Consider the following 15488-nt stretch of genomic DNA (forward strand, 5'->3'; position numbering starts at 1 on the left):
AGCTGCGGTGGCAGCAGCAGCAGCTGTCGAGCTTCATGGCCGAGGTCAAGGAACTCATCCGCCCCGACGGCATCTTCTCCGACGACTCGCTGCCGGCGGAGTTCACCGGAGCGGACGCACCGGTCGCCCCGGCCCCCGCTGAGGCCGTCGCCGACGAGACGCCGGAGGAGACCTTCCTCGGCGATGAGGTGCTCGAAGACGAACTCGATGACGACCGCCCGCTCGAGAAGATCACGATCGACGTGGTGGAGACCAAGAAGAAGTCCTCCAAGTAGACGCGCGAACGACAGAGGCGCGAGCAGGGATTCCTGCTCGCGCCTCTGTCGTTCCCGGACTGATCGGGCCCGGTGATGTCTGTGGGCTACGGCCGACCGAACTGCGCCACTGCGGGGCAGTCGAAGGGGTCGGCGCCGGCGGAGAGTCCGACACGGTTCAGGTACTCGATCACGATCATGTACGAGCGACCGAGGCTGGTCTCCGTGTACGGCACGTCGTTCGCTGCGCAGTAATCGCGCACGATCTCGCGCGCCTTCGCCAGGTGCGGCCGAGGCATGCTCGGGAAGAGGTGGTGCTCGACCTGGTAGTTGAGGCCGCCCATGAGCCAGGTCGTCCACCATCCGCCGCTGATGTTGCGAGAGGTGCGGACCTGCTTGGTGAAGAAGTCGAGACGAGCGCCCGGCTCGATGATCGGCATGCCCTTGTGGTTCGGAGCGAACGCGGCGCCCATGTAGACGCCGAACACCGCGAACTGCACGCCCATGAAGGCGAACGCCATTCCGAGCGGAAGCATCATGAACACGGGCACGAGGATGAGGGCGAACCGCAGCGCGATGATGCTCAGCTCGGTCCAGCGTCCCTTGACGTTCTTCGTCGTCAGGAGATATTTCAGACCGAGGAAGTGGAGGTTCAATCCCTCGAGCGTGAGCAGCGGGAAGAAAAGCCAGCCCTGCTTGCGGGTGATGAGCTTGATGAGCCCCTTCGCCTTCGCGGCGTCTTCTTCGAGGAAGGAGATCGTGTCGACCTCGATATCGGGGTCCTTGCCGACCTGATTCGGGTTGCCGTGATGTTTGGTGTGCTTCGAGTCCCACCACGAGTAGCTCATGCCGATGCTGGCGATCACGATGCGGGCGAGCTTGAAGTTCGCCGGACCCGTGGTGAGGATCTGACGGTGCGCGGCCTCATGTCCGAGGAAGGCGATCTGCGTCAGGACGATGCCGAGGCCGGCGGCGATGAGCAGCTGGAACCAGCTGTCGCCGAGCAGGATGAAACCGGTGATGAGGCCGCCGAGGGCGACCGCGATGCCGGCGGCCACGAAGACGTAGAACCACTGCGTGCGGCCGAGGAGTCCTGTCTCCTTGACCACCTGCGAAACCTGCTTGTATGCCTTGGCCATGGGCGGGAAATCCGCGTTGCCGGAATACGTCTGACGAATCGGACCCAGCGTTGCCGCGGTCGGTTCGATCTGTGTGATGGAGATGATCTTCTCCTGACGATCGGAGCCCTTGAGCTGTGAAAGCCCAAGGCGATTGCCCAACGCTTACCTCACAGTAGCCCCGGCCCCATGCGCCTACGGGAATACATCCGCACCCCTTGACGGACTGCTCCCGGTGTGCGTGAAGCCTCGTTTCAGGCGCGAGCGCGGCGCGTCATCCGACGCCATGCCCGCGGAAGGATCGGGGCGAAGGCGGGCCCCGGCCCCGCGGGCTCGTGCGCCTCTTCGAGCGCGCGGAACGCGTCGTCGAGGGCGTCGAACGTGCCGAGCTCGGTGCCGTGGTTGTCGCGCACGAGGTGCGTGGCGCCGTCGAACTCGACGAACCCGGCGAATTCGCCGGCACGGGTCGCGACGTGCACGTCGGCGTCGGCCTGCTTCCAGGTCAACGGATCCGACGGAGGAAAGGTGGTCATACTCATGGTGATGCTCATTGCTGTGTGGCGGACACGCATCGGCGCTCCGCAAGATGTGAGATCGAGGGCGGAATCCGCACGCATCGATGTGCGCGGTCCGTGATGGCCCTGATCAGTGGCGACGTGGCGGCCGAGAGGGGGCGAGCACACACGTTGCATCATCAGCATAGCAGATCGGATTCTCGGGCTCGGATCCCGCAGTGCCACCCTCAGTTCGCCGGCGGCTGCCCACCGCTTCCCGGTCCTCCCGCACCACCTCCGGGTGCACCGCCTGCGGTGGGTGCCGTCGTCGTGTCGACGCCGACCGTCAGCGTGGCGGTGTATCCCGCCGAGACTCCCCCGCTGACCGTCGCGATCTGGAGGGCACCGGAGTCATCGCCGAACACGTTGTCGCTCGCGAGCGTGATCTGCCCGAGGTTCCGCGCGGATCCGTCGTACGCCGCCTCCGCGTACACGTCCGTGCAGGCCGTCTCCGGCAGCGCGAGCTGCGACGTGGCGATCGCGGTCGACGAATCGGTGATCGACGCCACATCCGGATAGATCTCGAAGTGGATGTGGGGCCAGCGGCCGGAGTAGCAGCCGGGGAAGACCGACGTGAACGACACGGTGCCGTCGGCGTCCGCCACCTGCACGCCTCGCAGATACGTGACGTCTTCCAGGCCGGAGGAGTACATCGAGTACTCGCCCTGGGCGGTGCAGTGCCAGGCATAGACCGCGACTCCGGCGAAGGGCATGCCCCCGTTGGCCAGGTCGAGGATCTGCAGCTCGAAGGTGAGCGGCACCCCGTCCGCGGTCGCCGCGCCATCGATCGACGAGCGGATGTCCCGACGGACGATGCCCGAGTCCTCGAGTACGTCTGGACCGTTGGACCCGTCACCCGGATAGGGTCCGGCCGTCTCGTCGGGAATCTCCGCCACGCTCGCCGTGGCGTCGCTGCCGTCGGCGGACGCGGACGGCGTCGACGCGCTCGAGGAGCCACCCGAGGCCGTGGGCGCGCAGGCCGCGAGCACGACGGCCCCGAGGCCGATGCCGGCGAGACCGAGGACGCCCCGTCTGCTCATCAGCGTGCGGATGTCGAACGCGGCGCCCTGATCGACCACCTCCTCGTCGACGCGGTCGAGCAGGCGTCCCTCGTATGCGGGGCCGTCGGGGGTCTGGGTGGGTTCGGGAATGCGCATGATCGTGCTCCTCGCGAGTGGACCGGTGGTGGTTGACCACCATGGTTCCCGAGCAGCTGATCAGGGGCCTTTGCTCGGCCTATGTATTGATGATGTCCTCGCGCACCACCGGGGGCCGGAGCACCAGGACGACGACGATGCCGGCGAGGATCACGGCGGTCAGGGTCACGGGGATGGGGAGCACGGGATCCAGCAGCACCAGCAGTGCACCCAGCGGGACCACCGTGTTCACGACGCGGTCGGCGTTCTCGCGGATGGCTATCCACCAGATGCCGATGAGGAAGATCGCGATGGGGATGGTGACCGTGAAGGAGGCGGCGACCATGGACAGATGGCTGGCTCCCGTCAGGACGTCGATCTCGACTTCGATACCCGCCGAGAAGGCCGCGGCGGCCGCGAACACGAAGTAGTGGCTGTAGCCGTAGCGGAGCGAGCGCCGGAAGGTCGTGATCGCACGGTGATGCGGCGGCCAGAAGTAGATCCACCAGAGCGACGCCGTCACCACGAGGGTGAGCACCGCGATCGCGATCAGCGGGCCGAGGGAGTCGACCTCGTCGAGCGCGTCGATGATGGCGTTGGCCGACGCCAGCAGACTCTCACCGAGAACGATCAGCGTGAACAGCCCGTATCGCTCTGTGATGTGGTGCGGGTGCCACGGGGTCTGTCGGCGGCGCTCCGCGAACACCGGGACACCGATCTCGATGAGCGCGAACACGACGAAGGCGACCAGCTGCAGAGGGCCGCTCGGGATGAGCAGGAACAGGATCCACAGCACCTGCACCGCAGCGATCCCGAAGGCGTACCGTCGTGTCGCCGAACGCAGCGGCCCTGCCGAGCGCGAGGCACGCAACCACTGCGCCACCATCGCGACACGCATCACGACGTAACCGAGGACCGGGACGGTGAAGTCCCCGTCCTCGAAGGCGCGGGGAACACCGGCCGCGAGTACCAGGACACCTCCCATCTGCACGAACGTCGTCACGCGGTAGAGCCAGTCATCGGTGTCGAACGAGGTGGCGAACCAGGTGAAGTTCATCCACGCCCACCAGATCGCGAAGAACACCATCGCGTAGGAGGTGATGCCGTGCACGAAGTCCGCGTGGGCGAGCGCGTGATGCAGCTCTGCGGAGGCGATGCTCACCGCGACCACGAAGACCAGGTCGAAGAACAGCTCGAGGGTGCTCGCGGTGCGATGCGGCTGCGAGGGATCGCGAGGCGACATCGTGCGGAGCTGGAAGCGCGAGGCGACGGAATCGGCGGTCACCCGCCACAGAATAGCGCTCGCGCGGCACCCGTTCGGAAGCCGAGTTCATCCATTCGTAAGAAATACTTCCGATTCATAGGGAGCTTCCGCTACAGTAAGAAAGTCTGCAGTGCCTGCTGTCAGCGATCACCGTGTGGGACGGTGAGAACGCACTCCGTGATGTGGGAATCACGGGGAGTTTCAGCAGGACCCGAGGGGTCGGGACGCAGACGATGCCGTGAACGTGGGGTTCATGGTCTGGGGAAACTGGGGAAACACATGTCGCACTGGGGATTTTTGCGTACATTCACGGCTCAAGGGGCCTCGGCATGACTTCCGTCGAGGATGCTCTGAGCATCACTCGTACGGCCTTCGTGCCGGTCGCGGCTCCGCGAGCCACCAAGTCGGTGACGCGCACGGTGGTCACACCGCGCGCTTCGGCGACTCTGGAACGGCGCCGTCAGTGGGAGCGTCGCTATCGGATGCGGTTGCGGATCACGGATGCGGCCGTCATCCTGTTCGCGCTCGGTCTGACGGCAGCGATCCAGCTGGTCACCGGTGTCTCCGGGGCAGAGGTCCTGCGCGACGGCATTCCGCTCGCCGCGCTGTGGTACCTCATGCTCAGCGCGATGCACACGCGGGACGCCGCGTTGTTCCGCGCCAGCGCCACCGAGTACCGCGGCGTCGTGCACGCCACCGGACTCGCATTCGGGATCATCGCCATCGTGGCGGTCCTGCTCGCATGGAAGTCGATGCAACTGACGCTGCTGCTGGGGCTGCCCGTCGGTGTGCTGACGCTTCTGGTGACCAGGTGGCTGTGGCGCCACTGGCTGCAGACGCAGCGCTCCCAGGGGAGGTTCGCCTCCCGCACCCTCGTCGTCGGCAACAGGGACGACGTGGAGTATGTGGTCCGGACGCTGCACCCGATCGGCGCATCCGGGTACCAGGTGGTCGGCGCGACGCTGCTCGACGGCAACGCGCGCGACATCGTGATCGACGACACGCGGTTCCCGGTTCTGGGGAACGTGAACTCCGTGTCGTCGATCGCCGCCGAAGTCGGCGCAGACACGATCATCGTGGCGAGCCGACCCGAGGGTGAGCCGGAGTTCGTGAAGCAGTTGAGCTGGCAGCTCGAAGGGACCGCTGCCGAGCTCGTGCTCTCCAGCCGCCTCACCGATGTCGCGGGTCCGCGCATCTCTTTCGCACCGGTCGAAGGCCTGCCGCTGATCCAGGTGCAGATTCCGACATACGAAGGTGGCCAGCACCTGCTCAAGCGGGCACTGGACGTCGCCGTCGCCACGCTGGCGCTGATCCCGATCGGTCTGCTCGCCCCCGTGCTCGCGCTGCTGATCAAGCTGGACTCGCCGGGTCCGGTCTTCTTCTTCCAGGAGCGGGTCGGCCGTGATGGTCGCCGGTTCAAGATGGTCAAGTTCCGCTCCATGAAGACCGACGCCGAGCAGCAGCTCGCCGCGCTCAAGGCGCAGAACGAGGGCGCCGGCCTCCTCTTCAAGATGAAGGACGACCCGCGCGTCACCCGCATCGGTCGCGTGCTGCGCAAGCTCTCGCTCGACGAGCTGCCGCAGTTCTGGAACGTGCTCGTGGGCGACATGAGCGTCGTCGGGCCCCGTCCGCCGCTGCCCAGCGAGGTCACCGCCTACGACGGCACGGTTTTCCGCCGCCTCTACATCAAGCCGGGGATCACCGGTCTGTGGCAGGTCTCGGGCCGCAGCGACCTCTCGTGGGACGAGAGCGTGCGCCTCGACCTGCGTTACGTGGAGAACTGGTCCGTGATGAATGACCTGCAGATCATGTGGCGAACTGCCAAGGTCATGGTGCAGCCCAGCGGGGCATACTGATCGGATGAGCAATTCGAAACGCCTCACCATCGCGATGGTGGGGACCCGAGGAGTGCCTGCGGCGTACGGCGGCTTCGAGACGGCGGTTGAGGAAGTCGGCCGCCGTCTCGCGGATCGCGGTCACGACGTCGTCGTCTACACGCGCGGATCGGAGCATCGGGAGAAGGAGTACCTCGGCATGAAGGTCGTGCACCTTCCCGCCGTCCCGGTGAAACAGATCGAGACGCTCAGTCACACCGGGCTCTCGGCACTTCACCTGTGCTTTCGGCGGCGCCCGGACGCGACCTTCGTGTTCAACGCCGCCAACTCCCCCTTCCTCCCGCTGCTCCGTCTGCGCCGGGCCCCCGTCGCCCTGCACATGGACGGCCTCGAATGGCGCCGTTCGAAGTGGGGCCCGCGCGGCAGGGCCTACTACCGGTGGGCCGAGCAGTTCGGCGTCCGGACCGCCGACGCCCTGATCGCGGACGCACCGGGAATCGCGGACTACTACCGCCATCAGTTCGACGTCCCGACGGAGATGATCCGCTACGGCGCCCCGATCCTCGAGGAGCTGCCGGAACGCGGCGTCGCTGAGATGGGGCTCACCTCGGGCGGCTACCACCTCGTCGTGGCCCGGTTCGAGCCCGAGAACCACGTACTCGAGATCGTCGAGGGCTACCGCGACAGCGACGCGAAGCTCCCGCTCGTCGTCGTCGGGTCGGCGCCGTACAGCGCCGGGTACACCCAGGAGATCCAGCGCGTTGCCGAGGGCGACGAACGGATCAGACTCGTCGGCGGCGTGTACGACCAGGAGCTGCTCGATGCCCTCTATGCGAACGCGATGACGTACCTGCACGGTCATTCCGTCGGTGGCACGAACCCTTCGCTCCTGCGCGCCATGGGTGCTGGAACAGCGGTGATCGGCTTCGATGTGCCCTTCAACCGCGAAGTGCTCGACGGCAACGGATGGTTCTTCACCGATGCCGCCGACGTCGCCGCTCAGGTTCTCGCCGCGGAGGCCGACCCGGACCTGACCGCCTCACGAGGGAAGATCGTGCAGGAGATCGCGCGCACCCGGTTCCGTTGGGACGATGTCGCGGATGAGTACGAGGCCCTCGCACACAGGCTCGCGGAGGGATCGAGCATCCATCGATCGGCGCGACGAGCGCGGCGGCGCACCACCGACTGGTCCCCCGCTCCTGCCGATCCGGCAACGCGATGAGCGGCGGCGGAAAAGGGCGCACGGTCCTTCTCGTGCACCCCGGCGCGGAGATGTTCGGTTCGGACCGGATGCTGCTCGAGAGCGCGATCGGCCTGGTCCAAGCGGGCGCCCGGGTCGTGGTCGCACTGCCGAGTTCGGGCCTGCTCGTCCCGGAGCTCCGCGCGGCCGGTGCCGAGGTGGTCATCATCCCGATGCTCGTCCTGCGAAAGGTCCTGCTGACCCCGCGCGGGCTGCCCCGCCTCTTCCGCGACACCTTCCGCGGCCTCGGTGCCGCGTGGCGGCTGATCGGGCGGATTCGGCCCGACGCCGTGTACGTCTCGACGATCATCATCCCCCAGTGGCCGCTGATCGCCCGGCTGCGCCGCACCCGCTCGGTGAGTCACGTACATGAAGCCGAGGCGTCCGGAAACAGGCTCGTGAACGGCATCCTCTACTCACCGCATCTCGCCTCTGAGCGCACGATCGTGAACAGCCGGTTCAGCCTCGACACGATCCGCGCCGCGTTGCCGATCCTCGCGCGACGTGCGCACGTGGTCTACAACGGCGTCGCCTCTCCTCCGCATCCGATCTCGCCCCGTCCGCGCATCGAACGCGCGCTTCGCGTGCTCTACATCGGCCGGCTGTCGCCGCGAAAGGGGCCCGACCTCGTCATCGAGGCCGCCTCAGCGCTGCACACCGCGGGACGGGCCGTCGACGTCACCCTTCTCGGCGCGGTCTTCGAAGGGTACGAGTGGTTCGAGCGTGACCTTCGAGAACAGGCCACAGCGGCGGGCGTGCCCGTCGACTTCGCCGGGTTCCATTCCGAGATCTGGCCGTTCCTCGCCGAAGCGGATGTCCTCGTCGTCCCCTCACGCGTCGACGAGCCGTTCGGGAACACGGCCGTCGAGGGCATCCTCGCTCTCCGGCCCGTGATCGCGAGCGACAGCAGCGGACTCCGAGAGGCAGCAGGTGGATACGCCACCGCCCAGCTGGTCACCGCCGGCGACGCAGAGTCGATCGCCACCGCGCTGACCGACATCCATGCGCGCTGGAACGAGATGGTCTCCACCGTCGCCGACAGCCGCGCCGAGGCGCTCCGCCGCCACGCCCCCGATGTGTACCGCTCGAGCATCACCGCTCACGTCCTGCGTTGAGCCCGGCCGCCGCACGCGGACGCCCGTCTACGCGACGTCGTCGCTCGGCTGCGGCACCGACTCCTGACTGCCGGCCGTGAGCCGCGTCTTGTGACGCACGATGTAGATCGAGAACGGGATCAGCTGGCACACCAGCAACGCGAACGCCACGCCGATCAGGGGTCCGGCGATGCCGAGCACGGGGGTGAGGACGAACGAGAGGCCGATGCCCACGGCCGCCATGCTCAGCGTGGGGATCACCTGGAAGCGGATGCCGGGCTTGTCCATGATGAACATCCCCAGCGGGTACACGGCCGCGGTCATCATGATCATGAGGCCGAAGGCGAAGATGGTGCTCGGACGCACTGTCAGCTCACCCTGTGTGATGAAGCCGAAGAGCCACGGCCCGACCAGCCAGACCACGAACGTCGCGACCGCGATGGCGGTGGCGAACAGCGCGGAGAGCAGGAACGGACCGCGCTGGAGACCGCCGTCGTGGCGCTTGCGGGCGAAATGCGGCCAGAGTGCCAGACCACCGGCCATCACCAGCCCGTTGAGAGCGAAGAAGACCTGTCCGGCCACTCCGTACTCGGCGACGTCCGTCGGCCCTCCGAGCTGAGCGATCACGTAGCGCTGAGAACCCACGGCGATCGGATACGTCACCATCTGCGCCAGCATCGGCCAGCCGACATCCATCACGCGCACGCCGGGGAAGCGCCGCGGACGCAGGACCATTCGGGCAGCCGCCGGGATGAGGGGTGAGGTCGTGCGTGCCGTGATCAGGATGCCCAGCACCGAGACGAGGAAGGACGCCGCGAAGGATGCGATCGCGACGAACGAGTGCAGGTTCTCTCCGCCCAGGGTGAGGATCAACCACACGCCCACCATCGTCAGCGGCGAGATCAATCCCTGGAGGAGGATCACGACGTGATTGCGGCGCTGGCCCAGCATGATGCGCGCCCAGACGCCGAGCGGAATCCCGAGGCAGAAGATCGTCACGCAGTAGAACGCCGCGAGTGACGCCCCCGGGCGTCCGCCGGCCTCTCCGAAGACGACCTCCCACGCGCCGGTGAGCACGAGGACGGTGTTGATCGCCATCGCACTCCCCGCGAACAGGAGCAGGACCCGGCCGACGGAGGTGAGCTGATACCTCAGCTTCTCGTCCGTGCGCACATCGTCGCTCGTCGCGACGGCGTTGACCAGGACCGCCCCGCTGCCGAGGTCGGTGAACGTCAGCAGCGAGGGGATCGTGATCAGCAAGGTGTAGAGGGCGAAGCTGTCGACGCCCGCGCCGCCGATGATCATGCGCGTCGTGAGAACGCCACAGACAAGCGCGATGACCATCGTCAGCGCGCGGGCGCCGACAGCGAGAAGTGAACCCATACCTACATCGTCACCGCTGCTGGGCCCCCAGTGTCGCGCTGTTGGCGGGGAGTCGCGATACCGAGGCCACATCCGCCGGTACGGGCACCGCCCCCGATGCCTGACCCGGCGTCCGGGGGGTCAGCAGCGCGTACCCGGAACCGACGATGCTCGGGCCTTCGATGAACTGCGACCGACGATCGTGCCCGGTCGCTGCGGTGAAGGCCGCGAGCGTATCGGTGACCGCCGGGTCCCTCGACACCGCGCCCCGGGACCATGCCGAGAACCATCGCGGAGTGCCCGGCGCTGCGCGGTGGTAGAGGTTGCCGTCGATACTCGACACCATCTGTGCACCGGTGAACACCAGCGAGAAGTCCTGCACGCACACGAGACAGTTGCCGGCGCTCTCCGCCATGACATTGTTCGACACCACGGTGTTCCGAACGATCCAGGGCGCCAGCGGCGCGTACCGCGTGCGGGGGTCGTGCCCCGCGGCGTTCGGGTCGGACGCGCGGCGCGAGTCCTGCCCGATGCTGATGTTGCGGTTCGCGTTCCCGACGAACGTGTTGTTCCAGATCTTCACATTGCCGGAGTTGAGCACGAAGAGGCCGAAGTCTCCGTTCCGGGCGATGATGTTGTCGGCGACCACCGCACGTTCGGACAGTTCGACCATCAGGCCGTGACCGGTGTTGCCGATCACGTCGTTACCGGTGAAGGCGATGTCGAGGACCGACTCGTCGAACCACGGTCCGCGCCCCTTGTTCCCGGTGAACGCGCTGTCCGTCACGGTCACCTTCTGCGTTCGCGTGACCTTGAATGCACCCGACACCGGAGAGTGGTTGAAGCCCTCCGAGTTGTTGCCCGTGGAGAGCATCTGCGTCACCTTGAGCCCGTCGGCCTGGGAGGCGCCGCCACCCAGCAGTCCGTTGCCGATCAACGACACCCGGGTCAGGGTGGTGCGCGGAGACCACGAGTAGAAGCCGGTCGTGGAGTTGTCGCGGATCGTCACATCCGTGAGCGACACGTCGGCAGCCGCCGCGATCACCGTGCCCATCTCGGGAACGGAGGTGGCGTATCGACGGACACCGATCCCCCGGATCTCCGACCCGACCGAACGGATCGAGAGGGCCTGCGAGAGCACGCCCGCCTCGACCGTCTTACCCGTGGGGTTCGTGCCGATCACGAGTCGCTTCGCCGCGTCATCGACGTAGAACGTCCCCGCCTTCACCTGCGCTGCGGTGGCGACCTCGCTCAGCTGCACGCCTGCCACCCAGACCTGGTCCGGATGAGCGGCCATGGGACGCGCCGGGTCGATGAAGCGCCAGTCGGCCTGGGTGTAGTCGGGGGCACCCTTGACGTAGGTCGGGCTGGAGTCGAGCTTGGTCGTCCAGCCGTCGACCACCCAGGTGCTTCCTGATGCCTTCCACCCGGTGACCGACTTCGCCCCGTCGAGCCAGACCGCCTCGTTCGACGCCGGCTGGATGGTGACCTTCTTCTGCGGCGGGATCACGACCTGCTCGTGATAGGTGCCCCCACGCAGAACAATGGTGCCGCCGTTCGGGACCAGACGCAGCGCGGCGCCGATCGTCTTGACCGGTGAGTTCTTGGTGCCGGCAGCGCCGTCCGATCCCGAGGGCGCGGCATAGATCGCCGTCGCCGGAGCCTCGTAGGAGAGGGAGCCGGGGACTCGTGCGCCCGGTTCGCCACGCACGCCTGCCGGCGTGGCCGGTGCCGGTGCCGGAGCAGGGACCGGAGCGGGAGCCGGAGCGGGATCCGGAGCGGGGGCCGGAGCGGGGGCCGGGGCAGGCGTCGGTTTCGGGGTCGGGGTCGGCGCAGGAGCCGGAGCAGCGACGGCGGTGGCGCGGATGTCATCGATACCGACGGGCACCGCCGACTTCGCCCCGGAAGAGGTATAGAGCGCGAAGGCGTAGCCACCGGGCTTCTGGATGCGGGTGGAGGAGGCATCCGTGTGCGACACCTGCCACGCCGTCGGCTCCGCGGTACCGGAGACCCACGCCTTCGCCGAGAGGGCGACCGGGTTGGTACCGGTCACGCGAAGCGCCACGTCGAGCGAGGTTCCACTCTTCACGGTCAGCGGCAGGCGGCGCTCAGCGAGGTTCTGCACTCCGGTGAGGTCGGTGAGTCGCACGACGGACACGTAGGCCGAGCCATCAGGATGGACGCGCACCCGCACCGCGTACGAATCCTTGCCGGAGACGCGGACCGCCTGGGCCAGATAGAGCGGCCCGCCGACGGGGAGCTTCGGGATGGAGAGCGAGAATCGGCTGTCGACGTCGGCAGCAGAGACGCCGGCGACGCTCGCACGGGCCGTGATCCCCGGCTTGCGGCTGGCGAGCAGCGCCACATCTCCCGTGACGCTGGAGGAGCCTTCGACGACGCGCCACGCGCCGACGGCCGACGAACCCCATCCGGCACCGACGGTGCGGTCCATGTTGTCGTCGATGACGGGAGCCGGAGCCGCCGCTGCAGGGCGCGCCGCTGCCGGGGAGACGTCTGCCGAAGCGGACGCCGGCACCGACGTCAGCGCGGCGGTGACCCCCAGCACGGCGGCGAGAGCACCCGCGACCGCCCGCCGGGGGCGCTGTCGGAGCCGAGAGGAGGTCCCCCGAGAAGGGGGGAGCACAAGGAACGGAAAGGACATGATGTCACCGTTTTCTGGGGCAGGTTCTACGATCAACCAGCACCTCGCCGCTGTTTACACCCCGGCGGTGAAGTGCGAGTCCCCCTCGCAACTCATGAAGAGTAACCGGCTCGGGAGGCAAAGACAAACGGACCGCGCCTTCCGACCGATATACACGCCATGATGGCGTGGACCGTGCTCCGCGGTCAATCGCTGTAGTACTCGCTGCGATGCCGATCGGGGCGAGCCCTGTTCAGCACCGTTCCGAGGATGCGCGCGCCGCCGGATTCCAGTGACTTGATGCTCTTCGTCAGCGCAGCGCGGCGCGTCTTGGTCGCATCCACGACGAGGATGACGCCGTCGGTCTGAGTGGCGAAGAGGTTCGCGTCAGCGACGCTCAACGTCGGAGGAGAGTCGATGACCACGTAGTCGTACTCCGCCGCGGCGAAATCGAGCAGCTGCGCCATGCGCGACGACGTGAGCAGCTCGGCGGGATTGGGCGGCACCGTGCCGGCGGGGAGGATGTCCAGAGTGCTGTCGGCGACGCTGTGCTTGGCCACCTCGAACTCGACCTCGTCCAGCAGAACACTCGTGAGACCGATAGAGCCGTCGATGCCGGCGTGCTCGTGCGCTCGTGGACGGCGCATGTCGGCATCGATCAGCAGCACGGAGTTGCGGAGGCCTGCGAGCGTCATGGCCAGGTTCACCGATACCGTCGACTTCCCCTCGGCCGGCATGCCCGAGGTGACCAGGAGCACCTTCACGCGCGACGACACATTCGCGTAGGCGAGCGCGGAGCGGATGCGTCGGAACTCCTCCGACGTGTGTCCGAGCGGCTCCTGCGCGACGGCGATGCCGCGCGTCGCCAGCAGCGCGGACTTCGAGACGACGCCCAGCACGGGGTCGCCTCCTGCCTGCGTTAGCGTCTCCTCGTTGCGCACTCGGGTGTCGAGCACCCCGATCAGGATGGCGACGGCCAGGCCGAGTACTCCGCCGAGGAAGCCGCCGAGAAGGGCATCACGAGGCTTGCTCGGTGTGAACTGGAACTCCGGCACGACCGCGTCGTCGATGACCTGGGCTGTGATCGTGGACTCGCCCTGCGGATCCTTGGGAGCCACGTCTTTGACGGCGACGATCAGCTGGTCTGCGACGGCGTTCGCCAGATCGGCCGAAGCTTCCGCGTCGTCCGCGATTCCGGTCACCCGGAGCGTGACCGTGCTCTGCGGGATCGAGACTTCGATGTCGCGGGCCAGGGCGCGCGGAGTGGTGTCGAGGTCGAGCTCTTCGATGACGGGCTCGAGCACCCGCGAGCTGGTGGCGAGCTGAGCGAAGGACAGCATCTGGCTCTGCGTGTACACCGACCCCTGGTTGAGATCGGAGGCACTGGTTCCCTGATTGAGAGCGAAGTACAGAGAGGTCGTCGCCTGGAAGAGCGGCGTCTGCAGGGACGCATATCCGTACGACCCCGCTGCGCCGAGAACAGCGGTCAGCACGATCAGCCACCAGAACTTGCGCAGCGAACTCGCGATGACGCGCAGACTGACCCGGCTCTCGCCCATGGTTCCCCATTCCCCCTGAGATTTCGATTCTAGATGAGTCAACGTTTCGCCAGCCTCACGATTGTGGATGCGACGGCCGGGCACTGCTCGGCAGTCGCATCCCCTCCGAGGCACCGATGTCGATGCCCGCGACTTCCTCGTCTGTCCCCCCGAGCCTGGCCGCGTCTCTGGCCCAGGTGATGGCGAGACCGACGCAGAACCAGAGGAACATGCTGTACTGCGTGATGAGGGCCACGACCACCAGGCTCGGGAGCTGCCCGACGACCGCGAGCGCGGCCGGGCTTCGCGTCGAACGCCTCAGCGCCGTCCACGCAGCGCAGACGACCGCGGCCATGATGAGGAAGGTCGGCACGTACCCGTACCGGAGCAGGGTGAGGACGAGCGCGTTGTCGACGGATCGGGCGAAGTAGCCGAGGTAGTAGTCGCCCGAGACGAGGGAATGCCAGTCGCCCGGGTTGCCGAAGACCTGCACCTGTTCGAGGAGCACGAGCAGATCGGTCCGATAGTCCGCGCTCCCGCCCGCCTCTTCCCCGGCTGCTCCGAAGACGGTGTCGATGATGGGGATGACGATGGCCGTTCCGATCGCGCCGGCCACGGCGACCGTCACCCGGAAGCGGGTGGAGACGCCGACGATCAGGAACGTGGACAGGACGAGCGTGAGCACGAGCGTGAGCAGACCCACGCGGCTGAAGGTGAGGACCGTCGCCACCGCGATGATCACCACCCCGCTGATCTTCGGGAGGAGTCGCCACCGGGTCGCGACGACGAAGGCCGACGACATCGCCAGGGCCGCGCCGAGCGCGATCGAGTGTCCGAATGCTCCTTCCGCTCTCAGCACTCCCCCGCGTTCCTGCAACGGGCTCCAGGTGTCGTAGACGACCCCGGACCCCGGGATGAGCACGAACGGGTTGAACGACGTGAAGAACTCCACGACGGCGAGCGCCGCGGCGATGACGGCGACGACAGCGATCGTCGAGGTCACCCACGCGGTTCCGACCCGGGCGAGCACCACCCGGCCCCAGATGTACGGGATGACCCATTCGAGCAGTGCGGCGACGAGAGAAGCGAGGTCCACCGAGCCGAAGGCGTACAGGCCGACGATGACGACGATGAACACCGCGACCCAGGCGTCGGCCGCCCGCAACGGCACGATCGACCAGTTGACGACGATCAGCAGCGCCGTGAGGAGAGTGATCGCGGCCCAGTAGAAGCTGATGTTCACCCCCACCCAGAGGGGGACAAAGAAGAGCACGCACGCCCAGACGGCGAACGCCGCTCGGGGCATCATCCGGAGAACCAGGACGACGAGGGCCAGTGCGGCGAGACCTCCGACTGCGAGGAGCACGATCGGAACAGCAGTGGCCATGCGTCAGGATCCTACTCGGGGGTGGTTGCGCTCAACGAATCTCATGAGCCTCCCCTCCCGCCGGC

General features: G+C 67.3%; 11 protein-coding genes and 1 pseudogene. 4 read left to right on the forward strand and 8 right to left on the reverse strand.

The annotated features are described in order from the left end of the window. Nucleotides 1-275 (forward strand): annotated as a pseudogene (locus ACWGO6_RS14870) (cell division initiation protein); the annotation flags it as partial. Between the two features lie 86 nt (nt 276-361). On the opposite strand, the gene ACWGO6_RS14875 reads toward ACWGO6_RS14870, so the two are convergent. The 4 genes from ACWGO6_RS14875 to ACWGO6_RS14890 all read right to left on the reverse strand — a co-directional run bounded on the left by ACWGO6_RS14875 (nt 362) and on the right by ACWGO6_RS14890 (nt 4305). Continuing rightward, nucleotides 362-1480, reverse strand: coding sequence for a fatty acid desaturase family protein (locus tag ACWGO6_RS14875; RefSeq protein ID WP_452327149.1), 1119 nt, complete (start codon nt 1478-1480; stop codon nt 362-364). A 146-nt stretch (nt 1481-1626) separates the two neighbouring features. Next, a complete protein-coding gene (locus tag ACWGO6_RS14880; protein WP_136040975.1) occupies nt 1627-1911 on the reverse strand; it encodes a hypothetical protein in 285 nt (94 codons plus the stop codon). Nucleotides 1912-2114: 203 nt separating this feature from the next. Beyond that, the gene (locus ACWGO6_RS14885) at nt 2115-3083 is read right to left on the reverse strand and encodes an intradiol ring-cleavage dioxygenase (RefSeq protein WP_452327088.1); all 969 of its coding nucleotides are present in this window, start codon (nt 3081-3083) and stop codon (nt 2115-2117) included. A gap of 79 nt (nt 3084-3162) precedes the next feature. Next, nucleotides 3163-4305, reverse strand: coding sequence for a low temperature requirement protein A (locus ACWGO6_RS14890; RefSeq protein ID WP_452327150.1), 1143 nt, complete (start codon nt 4303-4305; stop codon nt 3163-3165). 350 nt (nt 4306-4655) lie between these two features. Here ACWGO6_RS14890 and ACWGO6_RS14895 point away from each other — a divergent pair, with 350 nt between their 5' ends. The 3 genes from ACWGO6_RS14895 to ACWGO6_RS14905 are packed head-to-tail and all read left to right on the forward strand — an operon-like array spanning nt 4656 to nt 8516. Then, nucleotides 4656-6182 carry a sugar transferase gene (locus tag ACWGO6_RS14895; protein ID WP_136040977.1) on the forward strand — a complete coding sequence of 509 codons (1527 nt, stop codon included), beginning with the start codon at nt 4656-4658 and terminating at the stop codon, nt 6180-6182. Between the two features lie 4 nt (nt 6183-6186). After that, complete coding sequence (locus ACWGO6_RS14900; protein WP_136040978.1) at nt 6187-7383, forward strand: DUF1972 domain-containing protein; 1197 nt, start codon at nt 6187-6189, stop codon at nt 7381-7383. 32 nt (nt 7384-7415) lie between these two features. After that, nucleotides 7416-8516: a glycosyltransferase family 4 protein gene (locus tag ACWGO6_RS14905; protein ID WP_452327089.1), complete on the forward strand. Its 1101-nt coding sequence runs from the start codon at nt 7416-7418 to the stop codon at nt 8514-8516. A gap of 27 nt (nt 8517-8543) precedes the next feature. On the opposite strand, the gene ACWGO6_RS14910 is transcribed toward ACWGO6_RS14905, so the two are convergent. From ACWGO6_RS14910 to ACWGO6_RS14925, 4 genes are all read right to left on the reverse strand, one after another. Next, complete coding sequence (locus ACWGO6_RS14910) at nt 8544-9878, reverse strand: lipopolysaccharide biosynthesis protein (RefSeq protein ID WP_452327090.1); 1335 nt, start codon at nt 9876-9878, stop codon at nt 8544-8546. A gap of 10 nt (nt 9879-9888) precedes the next feature. Then, the gene (locus tag ACWGO6_RS14915) at nt 9889-12423 is read right to left on the reverse strand and encodes a right-handed parallel beta-helix repeat-containing protein (protein ID WP_452327091.1); all 2535 of its coding nucleotides are present in this window, start codon (nt 12421-12423) and stop codon (nt 9889-9891) included. Between the two features lie 281 nt (nt 12424-12704). Then, on the reverse strand, nt 12705-14057 hold the full coding sequence (locus ACWGO6_RS14920; RefSeq protein ID WP_136040981.1) for a polysaccharide biosynthesis tyrosine autokinase: 1353 nt from the start codon (nt 14055-14057) through the stop codon (nt 12705-12707). Between the two features lie 55 nt (nt 14058-14112). Next, nucleotides 14113-15423, reverse strand: a complete 1311-nt coding sequence (locus ACWGO6_RS14925) for a hypothetical protein (protein WP_452327092.1) — start codon at nt 15421-15423, stop codon at nt 14113-14115. Nucleotides 15424-15488: the final 65 nt, after the last annotated feature.

This window comes from Microbacterium sp. NPDC055665 (assembly GCF_053618035.1).

Bases quoted from the DNA above. Each gene is read 5' to 3' on its own strand.
- ACWGO6_RS14880 (WP_136040975.1), bottom strand. From the start codon at position 1,911: ATGAGTATGACCACCTTTCCTCCGTCGGATCCGTTGACCTGGAAGCAG.
- ACWGO6_RS14885 (WP_452327088.1), bottom strand. From the start codon at position 3,083: ATGCGCATTCCCGAACCCACCCAGACCCCCGACGGCCCCGCATACGAG.
- ACWGO6_RS14890 (WP_452327150.1), bottom strand. From the start codon at position 4,305: ATGTCGCCTCGCGATCCCTCGCAGCCGCATCGCACCGCGAGCACCCTC.
- ACWGO6_RS14895 (WP_136040977.1), top strand. From the start codon at position 4,656: ATGACTTCCGTCGAGGATGCTCTGAGCATCACTCGTACGGCCTTCGTG.
- ACWGO6_RS14900 (WP_136040978.1), top strand. From the start codon at position 6,187: ATGAGCAATTCGAAACGCCTCACCATCGCGATGGTGGGGACCCGAGGA.
- ACWGO6_RS14910 (WP_452327090.1), bottom strand. From the start codon at position 9,878: ATGGGTTCACTTCTCGCTGTCGGCGCCCGCGCGCTGACGATGGTCATC.
- ACWGO6_RS14920 (WP_136040981.1), bottom strand. From the start codon at position 14,057: ATGGGCGAGAGCCGGGTCAGTCTGCGCGTCATCGCGAGTTCGCTGCGC.
- ACWGO6_RS14925 (WP_452327092.1), bottom strand. From the start codon at position 15,423: ATGGCCACTGCTGTTCCGATCGTGCTCCTCGCAGTCGGAGGTCTCGCC.